The organism is Thiofilum flexile DSM 14609 (assembly GCF_000380185.1).
In the GTDB taxonomy this organism is placed as follows: Bacteria; Pseudomonadota; Gammaproteobacteria; order Thiotrichales; family Thiotrichaceae; genus Thiofilum; species Thiofilum flexile.
On the sequence record NZ_KB904817.1, the window covers coordinates 31,039 to 50,930 of the forward strand.

Consider the following 19,892-nt stretch of genomic DNA (forward strand, 5'->3'; position numbering starts at 1 on the left):
ATAAATAATGATGTTACATGAATGACCATTGGGGTCATTGATAAAGTCTGATTCCAAGTGAGGAAACACGATGGGACTGAGTTATACTGAGAAAAAACGAATCCGTAAAGATTTTGGTAAACGTGAGCAAGTGCTAGAGGTACCTGAGCTTTTAGCGATTCAGTTAGAATCATACGACAGCTTTTTACAGCTTGACAAACCAGTCGACAAGCGGTCGCAACAAGGTTTACATGCGGCATTCTCATCTGTGTTCCCGATTATAAGCTATAACGGTTATGTCTCCCTTGAGTATGTCGATTATCGTTTAGCTGAGCCTGTATTTGATGTGCAAGAATGCCAATTACGTGGTTTAACCTATGCGGCCTCATTGCGTGTTAAATTGCGCTTAGTCATCAATGACAAAGATGCACCGGCTGGAGCAAAAGTCGTTAAGGCTATTAAAGAGCAAGATGTTTATCTAGGTGAACTGCCTTTAATGACGGATAAAGGTACCTTTATTATTAATGGTACTGAGCGCGTGATTGTGTCCCAATTACATCGCTCACCTGGGGTATTTTTTGAGCACGATAAAGGTAAGTCGAATACGGCAGGTAAGTTACTGCATAGTGCCCGTGTTATTCCTTATCGTGGTTCGTGGTTGGATTTTGAATTAGATCCAAAAGATTCTATTTTCGTGCGTATTGACCGTCGCCGGAAATTGCCTGCTACTATCTTATTACGTGCTATAGGCATGGATAATGAGCAGATTTTAGATTATTACTTTGATACCACCCAAGTGCATTTAGGTTTGGATAAGGTCGCGATTGATCTAGTACCGGATCGTCTACGGGGTGAGTTGGCGTCTTTTGATATTAAGATTAATAACGAAGTGCTAGTTGAGGCGGGTCGACGCATTACGGCTAAGCACATTCGGAAATTAGATGAGGCTAAGCTTGATAAGCTAGAAGTACCTACTGATTATATTGTGGGTAAAGTGATCGCTCATAATGTGGTGGATACTTTTACGGGTGAGTTATTAGCGCAGGCTAATACCGAAATAACCAATGATCTATTAGAAAAGTTCCGCGACAATCGTATTGAAGATTTCCGTATTTTGTTTACGAATGAATTAGACCGTGGTGCTTTTATCTCCAATACGCTCCGTATTGACCCTACTCATTCGCCTTTAGAGGCGCAGGTAGAGATCTATCGCATGATGCGCCCCGGTGAGCCACCAACCAAAGAGTCGGCTGAAAACCTATTTAACAATTTGTTCTTCACCGAAGAGCGTTATGACTTATCTGCCGTAGGGCGTATGAAGTTTAACCGCCGCTTAGGACGTGAAGAGTCAACAGGTAGTGGCATCCTAAATCAAGAAGATATCTTAGCCGTACTGAAAAAGCTGATTGATATCTGTGATGGTCGCGATGATGTGGATGATATTGACCATTTAGGTAATCGCCGCATTCGTAGCGTGGGTGAAATGGCTGAAAATGCTTTCCGTATCGGTTTAGTCCGGGTTGAGCGTGCGGTTAAAGAACGTCTGACTATGGCAGAAAGCGAAGGCTTAATGCCACAAGAGTTAGTGAACTCTAAGCCCGTATCGGCAGCGATTAAGGAGTTCTTTGGTTCAAGCCAGCTCTCTCAGTTCATGGATCAAAATAATCCATTATCTGAGGTGACTCATAAGCGTCGTATTTCTGCGTTAGGCCCTGGTGGTTTGACCCGTGAACGTGCGGGCTTTGAGGTACGTGACGTACATCCTACCCACTATGGTCGTGTGTGCCCAATTGAGACGCCTGAGGGACCTAATATCGGTCTGATTAACTCTCTATCCGTGTATGCGCGTACCAATGAATATGGCTTCTTAGAAACACCGTATCGTCGTATTGTGGATGGTAAAGTGACTTCTGATGTGGATTATTTATCTGCAATTGAAGAATCACAGTACGTTATTGCACAGGCCAATGCTGAGCTAAATAAAGATGGTTCATTTGCCAGTGAATTCGTAACCTGCCGTTATAAAAATGAATTCACGCTCATGACGGCTGACCGTGTGCAGTACATGGACGTCTCGCCTAAGCAAATTGTATCGGTCGCAGCTTCCTTGATTCCGTTCTTAGAGCACGATGACGCGAACCGTGCCTTGATGGGTTCTAACATGCAACGTCAAGCTGTACCTTGCTTACGGGCGGATAAGCCTTTAGTAGGGACAGGTATGGAGCGTGCGGTTGCGGTTGACTCAGGGTCTACGGTATCTGCTAAACGTGGTGGGGTGATTGATTCTGTGGATGCGAGCCGTGTGGTGGTGCGTGTTCATGATCATGAGGCCGACGAGAAGGGTGGGGTTGATATTTATAACCTGATTAAATATACCCGCTCTAACCAAAATACCAGTATTAACCAACGCCCTATTGTGAAGGTAGGCGATGTAGTTGAACGTGGTGACGTATTAGCAGATGGTTCTTCTACTGACCTAGGTGAATTGGCTTTAGGACAAAATATGTTTATCGCCTTTATGCCTTGGAATGGTTATAACTTCGAGGACTCGATTCTTTTATCGGAGCGTGTGGTCGAAGAAGATCGTTATACCTCGATTCATATTGAAGAACTGATTTGCTTGGCACGCGATACTAAACTAGGGCCTGAGGAAATTACCGCTGATATTCCTAATGTGAGTGAAAGCTTACTCTCTAAATTAGACGAGTGCGGCATTATTCATGTGGGAGCTGAGGTAAAACCGAACGATATTCTAGTCGGTAAAGTGACCCCTAAAGGTGAAAGCCAATTAACGCCAGAAGAGAAGTTATTGCGTGCGATCTTCGGTGAAAAGGCTTCTGACGTTAAAGATAGCTCTTTACGTGTGCCTACCGGTATGACCGGAACCGTTATTGATGTGCGGGTCTTTACTCGTGATGGCGTTGAGCGTGATGCGCGTGCGTTAGCGATTCAAGAAGAGTCGTTAAAACAAGTTCGTAAAGACTTACTCGATGAGTTACGTATTTACGAAACGGACGTTTATGAGCGGGTAGGACGTTTAGTACTCAATCAAGTCGCAGACGGTGGCCCGAATCGGTTACGTGCTGGTGATACGATTACTTTAGATTACCTAGAAGGTTTGGCGCGTAAAGATTGGTTCTCAATTCGTCTAGCCGATGAGTTATTGAATGCTCAATTAGAAGTACTCAATAACCAACTGATGGATAAAAAGAAATCTTACGAAACACGCCTACAAAAGCAACGTGAAAAGCTCACAGCCGGTGATGATTTACCCGCAGGCGTCATGAAAATGGTCAAGGTGTATATTGCGGTTAAACGTCGTATGCAACCCGGTGACAAAATGGCGGGACGCCACGGTAATAAAGGGGTTGTGTCTAAGATTGTTCCCGTCGAGGATATGCCTTACCTAGAAAACGGTCAAACCGTTGATATCGTATTGAATCCTCTCGGTGTACCTTCACGGATGAACGTCGGTCAGGTACTAGAAACCCATCTAGGTTGGGCGGCTAAAGGCTTGGGTGCGAAAATTGCCCGCATGATTGATACCAAAGCGCGTATTGATGAAATGCGTCAATTTATTACCGAGGTCTATTCCACCGGTGGTAATCCCCGTCAAGGCGATATCTCTGATTTGAGTGATGCCGAAGTCATTGAACTGGCTACTAATTTGCGTGGTGGAGTCCCCATGGCAACGCCCGTATTTGATGGTGCTCATGAGGCTGAAATTAAGGAAATGTTGAGCCTGGCGGAACTACCTGATAGCGGTCAAACCACTTTATATGATGGTCGGACTGGGGATTCGTTCGAGCGTAAAGTCACCGTAGGCTATATGCACATGCTAAAACTCAACCATTTGGTTGATGACAAAATGCATGGTCGCTCTACCGGGCCTTATAGCTTGGTCACGCAACAGCCTCTAGGTGGTAAAGCCCAATTCGGTGGTCAACGTTTCGGTGAGATGGAGGTCTGGGCACTGGAAGCTTATGGTGCGGCCTATACGCTACAAGAAATGTTGACCGTAAAATCAGATGACGTGAATGGTCGTAACAAGATGTATAAAAACATCGTGGATGGTGATCACTCTATGGTCGCGGGTATGCCAGAGTCGTTTAACGTATTGATGAAAGAAATTCGTTCCTTAGGCTTAAATATCGAACTTGAAACCGATTAATACAAAAGCAGCAACCGAGTACTTTGTGAAAGTGCTCGGTTTACCCTTTTGACTGAATGCAGCGGGCAAAGTGATGAAAGATTTATTAAGTATTTACAAGAAAGAGCAAGAGATTCAGGAGTTTGATGCGATCCGCATTAGTTTGGCCTCTCCTGAAACGATTCGTACTTGGTCTTTTGGTGAAGTGAAAAAGCCAGAAACTATTAACTATCGTACCTTTAAGCCTGAGCGCGACGGTTTATTCTGTGCCAAGATTTTTGGCCCAGTAAAAGATTTTGAGTGCTTATGTGGCAAGTACAAGCGTTTAAAACATCGCGGTGTTATCTGTGAAAAATGCGGGGTTGAGGTTACTCAAACTAAAGTACGCCGTGAGCGTATGGGGCATATCGACCTGGCCAGCCCAGTAGCGCATATTTGGTTTTTAAAATCACTCCCTTCCCGTATCGGTCTGATGCTGGATATGACTCTGCGTGATATTGAGCGTATTCTGTATTTTGAAACCTTCGTTATTACCGATGCAGGTATGACTCATTTAGAAGTAGGACAACTACTGTCTGATGAAGCCTATTTGGAGGCTGTAGAAGAGTTTGGCGACGAATTTACGGCAAAAATGGGTGCGGAGGCGATTAAGGAATTATTGAGCAGTATTGATCTGAAACATGAGATCAATAAGATGCGTGAAGAGATTGCTGAAACTAACTCTGAGACCAAGCTCAAGCGTTTAACTAAGCGCCTAAAGGTCATGGAGTCCTTCTTACAATCTGGTAACGAGCCTTCATGGATGATCATGGATGCCTTACCTGTATTGCCGCCTGATTTGCGTCCATTAGTACCGTTGGACGGTGGTCGTTTTGCAACCTCGGATTTGAACGATCTATACCGTCGTGTGATTAACCGTAATAACCGATTGAAGCGTTTATTAGAGTTAAATGCGCCGGACATTATCGTGCGCAATGAAAAGCGTATGCTGCAAGAAGCGGTCGATGCTTTATTAGATAATGGTCGCCGTGGTCGTGCTATCACGGGTTCTAATAAACGTCCTTTGAAATCCTTATCCGATATGATTAAGGGTAAACAAGGTCGTTTCCGTCAGAACTTATTAGGTAAGCGGGTTGACTACTCCGGACGTTCGGTCATTGTAGTAGGCCCTACTTTACGCCTACATCAGTGCGGTTTGCCTAAGAAAATGGCGCTGGAGCTATTCAAGCCTTTCATTTTTGGTCGCTTACAACGTCAAGGTTTAGCAACCACGATTAAAGCGGCTAAAAAGCTGGTAGAGCGTGAAACGCCTGAGGTTTGGGATATTCTCGCGGATGTTATCCGTGAACATCCAGTGATGTTAAACCGTGCGCCTACGCTACACCGTTTAGGTATTCAAGCGTTTGAGCCGGTATTGATCGAAGGTAAAGCGATTCAATTACATCCTTTGGTTTGTGCGGCGTTCAATGCGGACTTCGACGGTGACCAAATGGCGGTACACGTACCTCTGTCTCTAGAGGCTCAGCTAGAAGCTCGTGCGCTGATGATGTCAACCAATAATGTGTTATCGCCTGCGAATGGTGATCCGATTATTGTGCCATCACAAGACATCGTTTTGGGTCTGTATTACATGACTCGTGAAGCGGTTGCCGCGAAAGGCGAGGGCATGGTATTTGCCGACCCTAAAGAAGCACAACGCGCCTATGAGTCTGGGTTTGTGTCTTTACATGCTAAGGTGAAAGTACGCATTACTGACAGCATTAAAGAAGACGGACAGCTCATTAAACGCACACGTTTAATGGATACCACGGTAGGGCGCTCTATCTTAACCAGCATTATGCCGGAAGGTTTGCCTTTTGAGCTGTTCAATACCACGCTGAAAAAGAAAGCCATTTCTAAGCTCATTAATGAGTCTTATCGCCGTGTGGGGATGAAAGAGGCAGTCGTATTTGCTGACCAACTCATGTATACCGGTTATCGTTATGCGACGCGCTCAGGGGTCTCATTCTGCTCGGATGATATGATCATTCCTGAAAAGAAAGTAGAACTACTCTCTGAAGCAGAAGATGCGGTTAAAGAAATTGAGATGCAATTCGCCAGCGGTCTCGTGACGCAAGGCGAACGCTATAACAAGGTCGTTGATATCTGGGCCAGTACCAATGAGAAAGTCGCGAAAGCGATGATGGAAAAGATTGGTAAAGAAACCGTTATTAATACCGAAGGTAAAGAAGTTAACCAAGAGTCGTTTAACTCCATTTACATGATGGCGGACTCAGGAGCGCGGGGTTCTGCCGCTCAGATTCGTCAGTTAGCCGGGATGCGGGGTTTGATGGCAAAGCCGGATGGCTCGATCATTGAGACACCGATTACCTCTAACTTCCGTGAAGGGTTAAACGTTCTTCAGTACTTCATCTCGACTCACGGTGCGCGTAAAGGTCTAGCTGATACGGCATTGAAAACGGCAAACTCTGGTTATCTAACCCGCCGTCTAGTAGACGTTGCTCAAGACATGGTCGTCGTTATTGATGACTGTACAACTGAGCAAGGCATTCGTATGCGCCCCATTATTGAGGGTGGGGATGTTATTGAAGCCCTCGCTGAGCGTGTATTAGGTCGTGTGGTGGCTCAGGATGTCATTCGTGGTGATGAGATTTTAGTGCCAGCCGGTACTTTGCTAGATGAAGCTTGGGTTAAAAAGATTGATGCTTTAGGTGTCGATGAGGTTGTGGTACGTTCGGCGATTACGTGTGAGGCACGTTATGGTGTGTGCCGTAGATGCTATGGACGTGATTTATCCCGTGGTCACTTTGTCAATAAAGGTGAGTCAGTAGGGGTAGTCGCGGCGCAATCTATCGGTGAACCCGGTACTCAGCTCACCATGCGTACCTTCCATATCGGGGGTGCGGCGAATCGGTCCGCTGCTGAGAACAATATCTCCATTAAGTCCTCTGGTAAAATTCACTTAGTTAATATGAAAACGGTAGTGAATAAACAGGGTAATTTAGTGGCGGTATCGCGCTCTGGTGAATTAGGTGTCGTGGATGATAACGGTCGTGATAAAGAGCGCTATAAAGTCCCTTACGGTGCTATTTTAACGGTCAAAGAAGGTGAGGCAGTCGGTGCGGGTCAACAGGTTGCTACATGGGATCCTCATACCCAGCCGATTGTCTCTGAGGTATCGGGTCGAGTTGATTTTAGTGACTTCATCGACAATATGACGGTACAAACTAAGATCGACGATACTACTGGTTTGTCCTCTATCGTGGTGATGGATCCACGCAATCGTCCAGGGCCGGGTCGGGATATGCGTCCTACCTTAAGACTGATGGATGAGGGTGGAAATAGCATTTACTTTGAAGGCACTAAGATTCCAGTACAGTATCCATTGCCTGCTAATGCGATCGTCAGCTTAACCAATGGCGCGATTGTAGAAGTAGGGGAGATCCTTGCACGTCTACCACAAGCGTCTTCTAAGACACGTGATATCACCGGGGGTCTACCACGGGTAGCGGACTTATTCGAAGCACGTCGTCCTAAAGATGGTGCGATCTTAGCCGAGAAGACCGGTACGATTTCATTTGGTAAGGAAACGAAAGGTAAACAACGGATTGTGATTACCGATGAAAGCGGTGAGCAATACGAAGAGCTGATTCCTAAATGGCGTACTCTCGATGTGTTTGAGGGGGAAAAGGTAACACGTGGTGAGGTGATTGCCGATGGTGAACCTAATCCACACGATATCTTGCGCTTGCGTGGAGCTACCGAGCTTTCTGCTTATCTAGTGCAAGAAATTCAAGACGTTTACCGCCTGCAAGGGGTAAAGATTAATGATAAGCACCTTGAAGTTATCATCCGTCAGATGATGCGTAAGGTGGATATTATTGATCCGGGTGAAAGTCATTTCATTCGTGGTGAGCAAACCGACTACTGGCGAGTAGTTGAGGAAAATCGCCGCCTGAATGCAGAAGGTAAACTCACGGTAAAATATGAGCGTGTATTAATGGGGATTACTAAGGCCTCTTTAGTCACGGATTCGTTCGTATCCGCCGCTTCTTTCCAAGAGACAACCCGTGTCTTAACAGAAGCTGCAGTGCGTGGAGCGCGTGATGATTTACGTGGCTTGAAAGAGAACGTTATTGTGGGACGTTTGATTCCTGCGGGGACAGGTTTGGCGTATCACGAAAGTCGTCGGGCTAAGTTCCAAAATGCGACACCTTTTAGTGATATGCGCTCGCCTTCCATGGAGCCTGTCATGACTTTCAGTATGGACTCTGAGGGTGATATAGACGAATAGGAAAGTGGAAAAATCCTAGTCTCAGTAAGTAAGTGCTTGACTAGGGATGGCTAAACATAGCTTGACAGAATGGATAGCCATCCCTAGAATCTTGCGACCTTAAATGGGTCGAATTTCCGACCGAAGTTTTTATATGAGAGTGATTAATTGTATTCACTCACACGTATCTCGTAGGAGAATTTAATTAGATGGCAACAGTGAATCAGCTGGTACGCAAACCGCGTAAAAGCAAGGCTGAAAAAAGCAATGTACCCGCTCTAGAAGCATGCCCACAACGTCGGGGTGTTTGTACTCGCGTTTATACTACTACTCCCAAAAAACCAAACTCAGCGATGCGTAAAGTCGCTCGTGTGCGTTTAACCAATGGTTTTGAGGTAACAAGTTATATCGGTGGCGAGGGCCATAACCTTCAGGAACACTCGGTTGTACTGATTCGTGGTGGTCGTGTTAAAGATCTACCTGGTGTGCGCTATCACACTGTGCGCGGTAGCTTAGATACCCAAGGTGTTAAAGATCGTAAACAAGGCCGTTCTAAATACGGTACTAAACGTCCTAAGAAATAATTCGAGAGTGTAGAAAATGCCTAGAAGAAGAGAAGTCCCCAAACGCGAAGTCCTGCCGGATCCAAAGTTTGGTAGCCAATTGCTCAGTAAATTCATGAATGCTGTTATGCAAGATGGTAAGAAAGCTGTTGCCGAGAGCATTATTTATGGTGCTTTAGATGAAATTGCCTCTAAAAAAGGTGGCGATGGTATGGATGTCCTGAGTGATGCACTGGATAATGTCCGTCCTGCGGTCGAAGTTAAAGCTCGCCGTGTGGGTGGTGCTACTTATCAAGTACCGGTTGAAGTACGTCCTGTACGTCAAAACGCTTTAGCAATGCGCTGGTTAATTGATGCTGCTCGTAAACGTGGTGAAAAATCCATGGCACGTAAATTAGCAGGCGAACTCATGGATGCCTCTGAAAAACGTGGTACTGCGGTGAAAAAACGTGAAGACACGCATCGTATGGCGGAAGCAAACCGTGCCTTTGCTCATTTCCGTTGGTAATGGGATAAACGGTTGTGGCTGCTAATACTATCGTACGCAAGACTCCTATAGATCGTTATCGCAATATCGGCATCATGGCTCACATTGATGCGGGTAAAACGACGACGACGGAGCGTATTTTATTTTATACCGGTGTGTCTCACAAACTAGGTGAGGTACATGATGGTAATGCGACGATGGATTGGATGCCACAAGAACAAGAGCGTGGTATTACGATTACCTCGGCTGCAACCACTTGCTTTTGGCAAGGGATGGATAAGCAGCTAGAGCAACATCGTATTAATATCATTGATACACCGGGTCACGTTGATTTCACTATTGAGGTGGAGCGTTCGCTGCGTGTTCTCGATGGAGCGGTGGCGGTGTTTTGTGCGGTGGGTGGAGTTGAACCCCAGTCCGAAACCGTATGGCGTCAAGCAAATAAGTATCATGTACCACGCCTAGCGTTTATTAATAAAATGGATCGCTCAGGTGCAGATTTTCTGCGCGTAGTCGAGCAAATCAAAGAGCGTCTTGCTGCTAATGCAGTCCCTGTCCAGTTGCCAATAGGGGCTGAGGAAAGTTTTCAAGGCGTGATTGATTTAGTGCGGATGCAGGCCTTGTATTGGAATGAAACCGATAAGGGCATGACCTATCAAGCCACTACTATACCTGATGCGTATCAAGCTGAAGCCGAGCATTGGCGTGAGCACTTATTAGAAGTTGCTGCTGATGCGAGCGATGAGCTAACGAATAAGTATCTTGAAGAAGGTACTTTATCCGAAGATGAGATTTATGGTGCTTTGCGTACGCTAGCTTTAGCAGGCAAAGTTATCCCTACTTTTTGTGGTTCTGCCTTTAAAAATAAAGGCGTACAAGCCGTTTTAGATGGGGTGGTGCGTTATTTACCCTCTCCATTAGATATGCCTGCGGTGCATGGCTTAGCGAGTCTTGATGAGGATGCTAAGGAGTTAGAGCGCCATCCTGACGATCAAGAGCCTTTTGCAGCATTAGCTTTCAAAATTGCTACCGATTCGTTTGGTACCCTGACCTTTATGCGGGTGTATTCAGGTCATTTACGCTCTGGTGATATCGTCTTTAATCCTATTAAAGGTAAACGTGAGCGCATTGGTCGTTTAGTACAGATGCATGCGAATTCGCGTGAAGAGGTTGAGGAAGTACTAGCTGGCGATATAGCCGCAGCGGTAGGACTAAAAGATATTACTACCGGCGATACGCTATGCGATCAGAATAACAAGATTATTCTGGAGCGTATGGAGTTTCCTGAACCCGTTATTTCAGTTGCGATTGAGCCTAAGTCTCTAGCCGATCAAGATAAATTGATTAATGCTCTTAATCGTTTAGCACAAGAAGATCCCTCTTTCCGAGTGAAAACGGATCCCGATTCGGGGCAGACGATTATCTCCGGTATGGGTGAGTTACACCTCGATATTAAAATCGATCTACTCAAACGTGATTATGATGTGGGTTGCAATGTGGGTAATCCACAAGTGGCCTATCGCGAGACGATTCGTAATACGGTTGAGGTAGAAGGGAAATTTATTCGTCAAACGGGTGGCAAAGGTCAGTATGGTCATATCTGGTTGCGCCTAGAGCCCTTAGCTCAAGGTTTGGGTTATCAGTTTGAGAATGCGGTTGTGGGAGGCGTTATTCCTAAGGAATTTATTCCCGCTATCGATAAAGGTATTCGTGAACAGATGGTTAGCGGTGCGTTAGCAGGCTATCCATTAGTGGATTTTAAGGCCACTCTATTTAATGGTTCTTATCATGAAGTTGACTCTAGCGAGTTAGCTTATAAGATTGCCGCTTCAATGGCATTGCGCCAAGGCCAATTGGATGCGGGAGCCGTACTACTTGAGCCGATTATGAAGGTTGAAGTAGTAGCCCCTGAAGAGTATATGGGCGATGTGATGGGCGATATTAATCGCCGTCGAGGTACCGTGTTAGGCATGGATGATTTACCTAATGGTAAAAGCATTCGTGCTGAAGTACCACTTGGTGCAATGTTTGGTTATGCGACTGCCTTGCGTTCAGCGACTCAAGGTCGGGCTAGCTATTCTATGGAATTTGAAAAATATGCTGAAGCACCCAGCCAAGTTGTGCAAGCAGTAGTGAAAAAAGGTGATTATTAATGGCTAAGGATAAATTCCAGCGTACAAAGCCGCACGTAAATGTGGGTACAATCGGTCACGTAGACCACGGTAAAACGACCCTAACAGCGGCCTTGACGGTTGTACAATCGCGTAAATTTGGTGGTGATGCCAAGGCGTATGACCAAATCGACGCAGCCCCGGAAGAAAAAGCACGGGGTATCACCATTTCGACGGCACACGTAGAATATGAATCATCGGCACGTCACTACGCACACGTAGACTGCCCTGGTCACGCGGATTATGTCAAGAACATGATCACGGGTGCGGCACAAATGGACGGTGCGATTCTAGTGGTATCTGCTGCTGATGGCCCTATGCCACAAACACGTGAACACATTCTGTTATCACGTCAAGTAGGCGTTCCATACATTGTCGTATTCATGAATAAATGCGACATGGTCGACGATGAAGAGCTACTCGAACTCGTTGAAATGGAAATTCGTGAACTGTTATCAGACTACGAATTCCCTGGTGATGACACCCCCGTGATTAAAGGCTCTGCCTTAAAAGCACTACAAGGGGATGCCAGTGATTTAGGTGAAGGCGCGATTGCTAGCTTAGTAGAAGCCCTAGACACCTACATCCCAGAGCCTGAGCGTGCAGTAGATGGTGCCTTCTTACTACCCGTAGAAGACGTATTCTCTATCTCTGGTCGTGGTACGGTAGTCACAGGTCGTATTGAACGCGGCATTATTAAAGTCGGTGAAGAGGTTGAAATCGTAGGCATTAACCCTACTACTAAGACCACTGTAACGGGCGTTGAAATGTTCCGTAAGTTACTTGACCAAGGTCAAGCTGGCGACAACGTAGGTTTATTACTCCGTGGTACCAAACGTGAAGACGTNGAGCGTGGTCAAGTACTGTGCAAGCCCGGTTCTATTAAACCACACTCTAAGTTTGAAGCCGAAGTTTACGTATTATCCAAGGAAGAGGGTGGTCGTCATACCCCATTCTTCAAAGGTTATCGTCCACAGTTCTACTTCCGCACCACNGANGTCACNGGNGCNTGTGAATTNCCAGAAGGCGTAGAGATGGTAATGCCGGGTGATAATGTGAAATTAGTCGTAAGCCTGATCAATCCGATTGCGATGGAAGAGGGTTTGCGTTTTGCGATTCGTGAGGGTGGTCGTACTGTNGGTGCGGGCGTCGTCGCTAAAATTATTGAGTAAGTAAAGCATGTCTGATCAAAGAATTCGTATCCGTCTTAAAGCTTTCGATCATCGTTTAATTGATCGTTCAGCTTCTGAGATTGTTGAAACTGCAAAACGCACTGGCGCTCGTGTTAAAGGCCCTATTCCTTTACCTACTCGTATTGAGCGTCACACGATTTTGATTTCTCCACACGTGAATAAAGATGCGCGTGATCAATATGAGATTCGTACTCATAAGCGTTTGATGGATATTATTGATCCTACCGATAAAACGGTAGATGCTTTAATGCGTTTAGATCTAGCCGCAGGCGTCGATGTACAGATTAAATTGAACTGATCTGTAATAAGTACTTAATTTTCGATTTTTTCCGTGTATAATACGCGGCTTTCCACGGCTCGACCTAGGTCGAGCCGTGTTTTTCTAGTCGAAAGAATCGAAATCACTCCAAGCGAGTATATTTGAGAGGTAAGCAAATGGCTATCGGTCTGCTGGGTCGCAAAATAGGCATGACCCGAATCTACGGTGAAGATGGGGGAGCAACTCCTGTTACCGTTTTAGAGATTGCGCCTAATAAAGTGTCTCAAGTCAAGACTGCCGAATCTGATGGCTATGAAGCGATTCAATTATCTCTAGGTGAGAAAAAAGCATCTCGTGTTACTAAAGCTCAAGCAGGTCACTTTGCTAAAGCTAGCGTTCCAGTAGGTACTTTTGTTCGTGAGTCTAGAGTCGAGAAAGCTTCAGAGTATTCTGTTGGTTCAGAATTGACAGTGACCTACTTCCAAGAAGGTCAAAAAGTAGACGTTGCTGGTGTTAGTAAAGGTAAAGGCTTTGCTGGTACTATTAAACGTCATAATTTCCGTGGTCAAGATGCGACTCACGGTAACTCCCGCTCTCACCGTGTTCCCGGTTCTATCGGTCAAAATCAAACGCCTGGTCGTGTATTCCCCGGTAAGAAAATGTCAGGTCACTTAGGTGCTGTAAATACTACTGTAGAGTGTTTAACAGTCGTTAGAGTCGATGCTGAGCGCAATCTTTTATTAGTAAAAGGTGCAGTGCCAGGGGCAGTGAACGGCAATGTCGTTGTAAAGCTTTCAGTTAAAGCTTAATAAGGTTGCTACGATGGAATTACAAGTCTTAAACGGCAATGCACTCAGCGTCAACGATGAAGTGTTTGGTCGTGAATTTAATGAGGGCTTAGTGCATCAAACCGTTGTTGCTTATATGGCAGCAGCGCGTGCAGGTACTAAAGCTCAAAAAACCCGCTCTGAAGTGAGTGGTGGTGGTGCAAAACCGTTCCGTCAAAAAGGAACTGGTCGTGCGCGTGCAGGTACTATCCGTAGCCCATTATGGCGTACAGGTGGTAAGATTTTTGCTGCTAAACCACGTGATTATACTCAGAAGCTCAATAAGAAAATGTATCGTGCAGCAATGCGCTCTATATTGTCTGAATTGGTTCGCCAAGAGCGTCTGATCGTTGTTGCTAGTCTAGATATGGCTGAGCCAAAAACTAAGTTAGCGGTAACAGAATTAGCAAAATACGGTACTAATGATGTACTGTTTGTCACTAACGGTGATGATGCCAATCTATTATTGGCGACTCGCAATATCCCTCATTGCGAAGTATTATCATTCGCCGAACTTAATCCAGTCAGTTTAGTAGGTCACGAGAAAGTCGTGACGACTGAAACGGCTATTGCCAAAATTCAGGAGTGGTTGGCATGATCAATCAAGAGCGCCTATACAAGGTGCTGTTAGCTCCACGTGTGACTGAAAAGTCCGTTGGGCTAACAGAAGGCTCAAATCAATATGTTTTCAAAGTTGCTAAAGATGCCACTAAACCAGAAATCAAAGCTGCTGTTGAAAAGTTATTTGAAGTCGTTGTTACCGACGTAAAAACTTTAAATGTTCAAGGCAAAGGGAAAAACTTCGGTCGCCGCGCAGGTAAGCGTAGTGATTGGAAGAAAGCTTATATTAGCTTGGCTGAAGGCCATTCTCTTGCAGCAGCTGAATAATAGGGTGGTATTATTATATGGCACTTATTAAATCTAAACCAACCTCTGCTGGGCGTCGTGCTCAAGTACGTTTGGTTAATAAAGACCTACATAAAGGTGAACCCTTTAAGCCATTATTAGAGCGCAAAAATAAAACTGGCGGTCGTAATAATAATGGTCGTATCACTACTCGTCATGTGGGTGGTGGTAGTCGTCAACACTATCGTTTGATTGACTTCAAACGCCGTAAAGACGATATTCAAGGTCGTGTTGAGCGCTTAGAGTACGATCCTAATCGTAATGCTAATATTGCGCTAGTCCTGTATGCTGATGGTGAGCGTCGTTACATTATCGCTCCTAAAGGCTTAAATGCAGGTGATCCAGTGGTATCTGGTCAACATGCACCTATCGCTGTAGGTAATGCATTACCTATGCGTAATATTCCTGTGGGTAGTGTTGTGCATTGCGTTGAAATGAAACCGGGTAAAGGTGCTCAATTAGCGCGTAGTGCAGGAACATCTGCTCAAATCGTTGCTCGTGAAAATGCCCATGTAACCTTGCGTTTACGCTCTGGTGAAATGCGTAAAGTACCGGCTGAGTGTCGTGCTACTGTAGGCGAAGTAGGCAATTCCGAGTATGGCCTAATTAAATTAGGTAAAGCGGGTGCTAAACGCTGGCGTGGTATTCGTCCAACTGTTCGTGGTGTTGCTATGAACCCTGTTGACCATCCACATGGTGGTGGTGAAGGTCGTACTTCAGGTGGTCGCCATCCGGTCACTCCTTGGGGTGTTCCGACTAAGGGTTACAAAACTCGTAGTAGCAAGCGTACCGACAACATGATCGTTCGTCGTCGGAATAAGAAGTAAGGGGACTGAAGAATGCCACGTTCGTTAAAGAAAGGCCCATTTGTTGATCATCATTTGATGAAAAAAGTTGAAACTGCTGTTGCAAACAATGACCGCAAGCCCATTAAAACATGGTCACGCCGCTCAATGATTTTGCCCAATATGGTAGGTTTAACGATTGCTGTACATAATGGCAAACAACATATACCTGTATTGATTAATGATAATATGGTTGGTCACAAGCTAGGTGAGTTTGCGCTAACCCGTTCTTATCGCGGCCATGTCGCTGATAAGAAGTCTAAGTAAGAGGTCGAGTATGGAAGTTGCAGCTCATTTACGCACCGCGCGTATATCACCTCAAAAGTGCCGTTTAGTTGCTGATCAAATTCGTGGTGAGCCTGTTGGTAAAGCACTTCAAATTTTAGCTTTTAGCTCTAAAAAGGGCGCGGCTATTATTAAGAAAGTACTAGAATCAGCCATCGCTAATGCCGAGCATAACGAAGGCGCTGATGTAGATGAATTATCGGTTAAAACGATTTTCGTCGACCAAGGACCTACGATGAAACGTATTCAACCACGTGCTAAAGGCCGTGCGAATCGTATCTTGAAGCGTACCAGTCATATCACTATTAAAGTGAGTGACGAAAAAATTGCTAAGAAAGGCTGAGGTTTAATATGGGTCAAAAAGTACATCCAACCGGTATCCGCCTTGGTATAGCGACAGATTGGCGCTCTAAATGGTATGCCGAAGGAAAAGACTACGCGAATTTCTTACATAAAGATTTAGAAGTTCGTGCTTTCTTAAAAGCGAAATTAAAAGAAGCATCGGTCAGTCGGATTCGCATCGAACGCCCTGCTAAGTCTGCTTTTATTACCATTCATACAGCACGCCCTGGTGTTGTCATTGGTAAGAAAGGTGAGGACATTGAGCGTTTACGTGCTGATGTGGCTAAGATGCTCGATCTTCATGTGAATAACGTTAAGTTAAACATTGAAGAAATTCGTAAACCTGAGTTAGATGCTCAGCTAGTTGCTGAAAGTATAGCCAGTCAACTTGAGCGTCGTATTATGTTCCGTCGTGCTATGAAGCGTGCGGTGAGTAATGCGATGAAGCTAGGTGCTTTGGGGATTAAGGTAAGCGTTGCAGGCCGTTTAAACGGTGTTGAGATTGCTCGTACTGAGTGGTATCGCGAAGGTCGTGTGCCTTTACATACGCTACGTGCTGACATCGATTATGCAACAGCAGAAGCTTTAACAACTTACGGCATTATTGGCGTCAAGGTCTGGATCTATAAAGGCGAAGTCTTTGATCTAGAGCAAAAGCAATCCAACGCTGGCAATTCTGGTAATAACAACAATACCAGAAAGAAAAAGTAATAGAGGTCAAAGATGTTACAGCCAAAAAGAACGAAATTCCGCAAGCAAATGAAAGGCCGTAATCGCGGTCTTGCGCTAGCGGGTTCTAAAGTAAGCTTTGGTGAGTTCGGTTTAAAAACTCTTGAGCGCGGTCGTTTGACAGCGCGTCAGATTGAGTCTGCTCGCCGTGCCATTAACCGTTATGTACGTCGTGGTGGTAAAATCTGGATTCGTGTATTCCCAGATAAGCCTATCAGTAAAAAGCCCCTTGAAGTTCGTATGGGTAAAGGTAAGGGTAATGTGGAGTATTGGGTAGCCCAAATCCAACCCGGTAAAGTCCTTTACGAAATCGAAGGTGTGGCTGAAGAAGTGGCTCGTGAAGCATTCCGCTTAGCGGCTGCTAAACTGCCAATGAAAACTACGTTTGTCTCTCGCCAGGTGATGTAATGAAAGCAGCAGAACTTCGTAATAAATCAGTCGCTGAGTTACAAACCGAGTTGACTGAAAATTTGAAAGAACAATTCAAATTGCGTATGCAACAGGCTTCTGGTCAATTATCGCGTCCTTCAGAAGTGAAGCGTGTGCGTCGTGAAATTGCCAGAATCAAAACGGTGCTGGCACAAAAGTCAAGTGCGGGTGAGTAAGTATGAGCGAAGAACAAGTTAAACACGGTCTGACCGGTCGTGTAGTCAGCGATAAAATGGATAAATCCATTGTAGTGCTGCTGGAACGTCAAGTTAAGCATCCTCTGTATGGGAAGTTCATCAAGCGCTCCAAAAAATATCATGTGCATGATGAGAATAACGAGTGCGCTGTAGGCGACACAGTGATGTTCACAGAATGCCGTCCATTGTCTAAAACGAAGCACTGGACATTGGTTAAAATTGTTGAGCGTGCTGCGGATTAATCATCCTCGCAGAACGGAGAGTAAAACATGATCCAGATGCAATCAATTCTGCAAGTGGCAGACAATAGTGGTGCACGCAAAGTAATGTGCATTAAAGTATTAGGTGGTTCGCATCGTCGTTATGCTAATATCGGCGACGTTATTAAGGTGAGCATTAAAGATGCTAACCCACGTGGTCGTGTTAAGAAGGGCGATGTGTATAACGCTGTTATTGTGAGAACCGCCAAAGGTGTACGTCGCCCTGATGGTTCAGTGATTCGCTTTGACTCTAATGCAGCTGTTATTTTAAACAACAAATTAGAGCCATTAGGTACTCGTATCTTTGGACCAGTGACACGCGAGTTACGTGGCGAGCGTTTTATGAAAATTATTTCATTGGCTCCTGAAGTACTGTAAGAGAGATAAGACAATGAACAAGATTCGTAAAAATGACCGAGTAGTCGTTGTTACTGGTAAAGACAAAGGTCGTCAAAGTACCGTTTTGCAAGTGTTCGCGAATGGTAAAGCCTTAGTGCAAGGCGTGAACATTGCAAAAAAACACCAAAAGCCTAATCCTAACTTAGGGATTCAAGGTGGGGTGATTGAAAAAGAAATGCCCATTCAAATTTCTAATTTGATGGTATTGAACCCAAGTACTAACAAGGGTGAACGTGTTGGATTTAAGATTCTGGACGATGGCAAAAAAGTCCGTGTATTCAAATCCAACGGTGAGCGTGTAGACGCTTAATATTAGGTGAAATTTAAAACATGACAAGGTTGCAAGACTATTATCGGAATACTGTCGTTAGCGAGTTAACGAATAAGTTCGGATATAAAAATGTAATGGAAGTCCCTAAGATCACTAAAGTAACCCTGAATATGGGGTTAGGTGAAGCCGTAGGTGACAAGAAAGTAATTGAACACGCGGTCGCGGATATGGCAAAAATATCCGGTCAAAAGCCTGTCGTCACTTTATCACGCAAGTCTATTGCGGGATTTAAAATTCGTGACAACTGGCCTATAGGTTGTATGGTGACCCTGCGTAGCGACGTCATGTATGAATTCATTGACCGTTTGGTGAATGTTTCTATCCCTCGCATTCGTGATTTCCGTGGTTTGAATCCAAGGGCATTCGATGGTCGTGGTAATTTCAATATGGGTGTAAAAGAGCAAATCATTTTCCCCGAAATTGATTACGATAAAATTGATGCATTGCGTGGTATGAATATCACTATCACTACTACTGCAAAAACGGATGAAGAAGGCCGCGCTTTATTAGCTGCTTTCAAATTCCCATTCAGACAATAAGGACACGAAACCATGGCAAAGAAATCCATGATTGCTCGTGAGGTGAAACGTAAAGAAGCGGCTACTAAGCATGCTGAAAAACGTGATGCTCTCAAGAAAATCATTGCTAGCCCTGCTTCTAGTTATGAAGCAGTGTTAGAAGCTGTAACAGCTCTACAAAAGTTACCTCGTGACTCTAGTCCAGCACGTCAACGTCGTCGTTGCAACTTGACAGGTCGTCCACATGGCGTCTATCGCAAATTCGGCTTATCACGTAATAAACTGCGTGAAGCGGCTATGCGTGGTGATGTTCCGGGCTTAACGAAAGCTAGCTGGTAAGAGGGCTAAATCATGAGTATGAGTGATCCTATCGCGGATATGTTGACGCGCATTCGTAACGGTCAACGTGCGAGTAAATTAAAAGTATCGTTTCCTGCATCGAAACAGAAAACGGCTGTCTTAAATGTTTTAGAAGCTGAGGGCTATGTTGCTAGCCACAGTACTGAAGCTAATGACGGCAAACCTACTACTACTGTGGTATTGAAATATTTCCAAGGTAAACCGGTTATTAGCCGTTTGACTCGTGTGAGTCGTCCGGGCTTACGGATTTTCCGTGGTAAAACTCAATTACCAACTGTATTAGGTGGTTATGGTATCGCTATCGTTTCAACCTCTCAGGGTGTGATGAGTGATCGTGCAGCACGTGCTGCAGGTCAGGGTGGCGAAGTTATCTGTATCGTTGAGTAATA

General features: G+C 45.0%; 22 protein-coding genes. All 22 read left to right on the forward strand.

Going from position 1 to position 19,892, the window contains the following annotated elements:
• Window positions 1-70: 70 nt before the first annotated feature.
• The 22 genes from rpoB to rpsH all read left to right on the forward strand — a co-directional run bounded on the left by rpoB (window position 71) and on the right by rpsH (window position 19,890).
• Entirely contained in the window at window positions 71-4,150 is a 4,080-nt protein-coding gene (gene rpoB / locus A3IK_RS0117510; RefSeq protein ID WP_020561270.1) for a DNA-directed RNA polymerase subunit beta, read from the forward strand.
• Between the two features lie 73 nt (window positions 4,151-4,223).
• Window positions 4,224-8,423 (forward strand): DNA-directed RNA polymerase subunit beta', encoded by a 4,200-nt coding sequence (gene rpoC, locus A3IK_RS0117515; RefSeq protein ID WP_020561271.1) that lies wholly within the window; start codon window positions 4,224-4,226, stop codon window positions 8,421-8,423.
• Window positions 8,424-8,611: 188 nt separating this feature from the next.
• Window positions 8,612-8,986, forward strand: coding sequence for a 30S ribosomal protein S12 (gene rpsL / locus A3IK_RS0117520; RefSeq protein WP_020561272.1), 375 nt, complete (start codon window positions 8,612-8,614; stop codon window positions 8,984-8,986).
• 16 nt (window positions 8,987-9,002) lie between these two features.
• Window positions 9,003-9,473, forward strand: a complete 471-nt coding sequence (rpsG, locus tag A3IK_RS0117525; protein WP_020561273.1) for a 30S ribosomal protein S7 — start codon at window positions 9,003-9,005, stop codon at window positions 9,471-9,473.
• Between the two features lie 29 nt (window positions 9,474-9,502).
• Window positions 9,503-11,605, forward strand: coding sequence for an elongation factor G (gene fusA, locus A3IK_RS0117530; protein WP_026221049.1), 2,103 nt, complete (start codon window positions 9,503-9,505; stop codon window positions 11,603-11,605).
• Window positions 11,605-12,795, forward strand: coding sequence for an elongation factor Tu (gene tuf, locus A3IK_RS0117535; RefSeq protein WP_020561275.1), 1,191 nt, complete (start codon window positions 11,605-11,607; stop codon window positions 12,793-12,795). Before fusA ends, tuf begins: the two co-directional genes overlap by 1 nt.
• 7 nt (window positions 12,796-12,802) lie before the next feature.
• Window positions 12,803-13,114: a 30S ribosomal protein S10 gene (gene rpsJ / locus A3IK_RS0117540; RefSeq protein WP_020561276.1), complete on the forward strand. Its 312-nt coding sequence runs from the start codon at window positions 12,803-12,805 to the stop codon at window positions 13,112-13,114.
• 137 nt (window positions 13,115-13,251) lie between these two features.
• Window positions 13,252-13,884, forward strand: a complete 633-nt coding sequence (rplC, locus tag A3IK_RS0117545; protein WP_020561277.1) for a 50S ribosomal protein L3 — start codon at window positions 13,252-13,254, stop codon at window positions 13,882-13,884.
• Window positions 13,885-13,897: 13 nt separating this feature from the next.
• Complete coding sequence (gene rplD, locus A3IK_RS0117550) at window positions 13,898-14,500, forward strand: 50S ribosomal protein L4 (protein ID WP_020561278.1); 603 nt, start codon at window positions 13,898-13,900, stop codon at window positions 14,498-14,500.
• On the forward strand, window positions 14,497-14,790 hold the full coding sequence (rplW, locus tag A3IK_RS0117555; protein ID WP_020561279.1) for a 50S ribosomal protein L23: 294 nt from the start codon (window positions 14,497-14,499) through the stop codon (window positions 14,788-14,790). The genes rplD and rplW overlap by 4 nt, the downstream gene beginning before the upstream one ends.
• Before the next feature lie 17 nt (window positions 14,791-14,807).
• Window positions 14,808-15,635: a 50S ribosomal protein L2 gene (gene rplB, locus A3IK_RS0117560; RefSeq protein ID WP_020561280.1), complete on the forward strand. Its 828-nt coding sequence runs from the start codon at window positions 14,808-14,810 to the stop codon at window positions 15,633-15,635.
• A gap of 12 nt (window positions 15,636-15,647) precedes the next feature.
• Complete coding sequence (rpsS, locus tag A3IK_RS0117565; RefSeq protein ID WP_020561281.1) at window positions 15,648-15,920, forward strand: 30S ribosomal protein S19; 273 nt, start codon at window positions 15,648-15,650, stop codon at window positions 15,918-15,920.
• Between the two features lie 10 nt (window positions 15,921-15,930).
• A complete protein-coding gene (gene rplV, locus A3IK_RS0117570; protein WP_020561282.1) occupies window positions 15,931-16,281 on the forward strand; it encodes a 50S ribosomal protein L22 in 351 nt (116 codons plus the stop codon).
• Between the two features lie 8 nt (window positions 16,282-16,289).
• Window positions 16,290-16,991, forward strand: a complete 702-nt coding sequence (gene rpsC / locus A3IK_RS0117575; protein WP_020561283.1) for a 30S ribosomal protein S3 — start codon at window positions 16,290-16,292, stop codon at window positions 16,989-16,991.
• A gap of 12 nt (window positions 16,992-17,003) precedes the next feature.
• Complete coding sequence (gene rplP, locus A3IK_RS0117580) at window positions 17,004-17,417, forward strand: 50S ribosomal protein L16 (RefSeq protein WP_020561284.1); 414 nt, start codon at window positions 17,004-17,006, stop codon at window positions 17,415-17,417.
• Window positions 17,417-17,614 carry a 50S ribosomal protein L29 gene (gene rpmC / locus A3IK_RS0117585; RefSeq protein WP_020561285.1) on the forward strand — a complete coding sequence of 66 codons (198 nt, stop codon included), beginning with the start codon at window positions 17,417-17,419 and terminating at the stop codon, window positions 17,612-17,614. Before rplP ends, rpmC begins: the two co-directional genes overlap by 1 nt.
• Window positions 17,615-17,616: 2 nt before the next feature.
• Window positions 17,617-17,877, forward strand: coding sequence for a 30S ribosomal protein S17 (gene rpsQ / locus A3IK_RS0117590; RefSeq protein ID WP_020561286.1), 261 nt, complete (start codon window positions 17,617-17,619; stop codon window positions 17,875-17,877).
• A gap of 27 nt (window positions 17,878-17,904) precedes the next feature.
• On the forward strand, window positions 17,905-18,273 hold the full coding sequence (rplN, locus tag A3IK_RS0117595; RefSeq protein WP_020561287.1) for a 50S ribosomal protein L14: 369 nt from the start codon (window positions 17,905-17,907) through the stop codon (window positions 18,271-18,273).
• 13 nt (window positions 18,274-18,286) lie between these two features.
• The gene (gene rplX, locus A3IK_RS0117600; protein ID WP_020561288.1) at window positions 18,287-18,604 is read left to right on the forward strand and encodes a 50S ribosomal protein L24; all 318 of its coding nucleotides are present in this window, start codon (window positions 18,287-18,289) and stop codon (window positions 18,602-18,604) included.
• A 20-nt stretch (window positions 18,605-18,624) separates the two neighbouring features.
• Window positions 18,625-19,164, forward strand: coding sequence for a 50S ribosomal protein L5 (rplE, locus tag A3IK_RS0117605; RefSeq protein ID WP_020561289.1), 540 nt, complete (start codon window positions 18,625-18,627; stop codon window positions 19,162-19,164).
• A 12-nt stretch (window positions 19,165-19,176) separates the two neighbouring features.
• Window positions 19,177-19,482 carry a 30S ribosomal protein S14 gene (gene rpsN / locus A3IK_RS0117610; RefSeq protein ID WP_020561290.1) on the forward strand — a complete coding sequence of 102 codons (306 nt, stop codon included), beginning with the start codon at window positions 19,177-19,179 and terminating at the stop codon, window positions 19,480-19,482.
• 12 nt (window positions 19,483-19,494) lie between these two features.
• Window positions 19,495-19,890, forward strand: coding sequence for a 30S ribosomal protein S8 (rpsH, locus tag A3IK_RS0117615; RefSeq protein WP_020561291.1), 396 nt, complete (start codon window positions 19,495-19,497; stop codon window positions 19,888-19,890).
• The last annotated feature ends 2 nt before the right edge of the window (window positions 19,891-19,892 follow it).

What these genes read in the sequence shown, in the direction of transcription:
- rpsQ (WP_020561286.1), top strand. Translation starts at nt 17,617, where the DNA reads ATGAGCGAAGAACAAGTTAAACACGGTCTGACCGGTCGTGTAGTCAGC.
- rpsH (WP_020561291.1), top strand. Translation starts at nt 19,495, where the DNA reads ATGAGTATGAGTGATCCTATCGCGGATATGTTGACGCGCATTCGTAAC.
- rpsN (WP_020561290.1), top strand. Translation starts at nt 19,177, where the DNA reads ATGGCAAAGAAATCCATGATTGCTCGTGAGGTGAAACGTAAAGAAGCG.
- rplE (WP_020561289.1), top strand. Translation starts at nt 18,625, where the DNA reads ATGACAAGGTTGCAAGACTATTATCGGAATACTGTCGTTAGCGAGTTA.
- rplB (WP_020561280.1), top strand. Translation starts at nt 14,808, where the DNA reads ATGGCACTTATTAAATCTAAACCAACCTCTGCTGGGCGTCGTGCTCAA.
- rplP (WP_020561284.1), top strand. Translation starts at nt 17,004, where the DNA reads ATGTTACAGCCAAAAAGAACGAAATTCCGCAAGCAAATGAAAGGCCGT.
- rplW (WP_020561279.1), top strand. Translation starts at nt 14,497, where the DNA reads ATGATCAATCAAGAGCGCCTATACAAGGTGCTGTTAGCTCCACGTGTG.
- rpsC (WP_020561283.1), top strand. Translation starts at nt 16,290, where the DNA reads ATGGGTCAAAAAGTACATCCAACCGGTATCCGCCTTGGTATAGCGACA.
- rpmC (WP_020561285.1), top strand. Translation starts at nt 17,417, where the DNA reads ATGAAAGCAGCAGAACTTCGTAATAAATCAGTCGCTGAGTTACAAACC.
- rplV (WP_020561282.1), top strand. Translation starts at nt 15,931, where the DNA reads ATGGAAGTTGCAGCTCATTTACGCACCGCGCGTATATCACCTCAAAAG.
- rplN (WP_020561287.1), top strand. Translation starts at nt 17,905, where the DNA reads ATGATCCAGATGCAATCAATTCTGCAAGTGGCAGACAATAGTGGTGCA.
- rpoC (WP_020561271.1), top strand. Translation starts at nt 4,224, where the DNA reads ATGAAAGATTTATTAAGTATTTACAAGAAAGAGCAAGAGATTCAGGAG.
- rpsS (WP_020561281.1), top strand. Translation starts at nt 15,648, where the DNA reads ATGCCACGTTCGTTAAAGAAAGGCCCATTTGTTGATCATCATTTGATG.
- rpsJ (WP_020561276.1), top strand. Translation starts at nt 12,803, where the DNA reads ATGTCTGATCAAAGAATTCGTATCCGTCTTAAAGCTTTCGATCATCGT.
- rplC (WP_020561277.1), top strand. Translation starts at nt 13,252, where the DNA reads ATGGCTATCGGTCTGCTGGGTCGCAAAATAGGCATGACCCGAATCTAC.
- rpoB (WP_020561270.1), top strand. Translation starts at nt 71, where the DNA reads ATGGGACTGAGTTATACTGAGAAAAAACGAATCCGTAAAGATTTTGGT.
- rplD (WP_020561278.1), top strand. Translation starts at nt 13,898, where the DNA reads ATGGAATTACAAGTCTTAAACGGCAATGCACTCAGCGTCAACGATGAA.
- rpsG (WP_020561273.1), top strand. Translation starts at nt 9,003, where the DNA reads ATGCCTAGAAGAAGAGAAGTCCCCAAACGCGAAGTCCTGCCGGATCCA.
- rplX (WP_020561288.1), top strand. Translation starts at nt 18,287, where the DNA reads ATGAACAAGATTCGTAAAAATGACCGAGTAGTCGTTGTTACTGGTAAA.
- rpsL (WP_020561272.1), top strand. Translation starts at nt 8,612, where the DNA reads ATGGCAACAGTGAATCAGCTGGTACGCAAACCGCGTAAAAGCAAGGCT.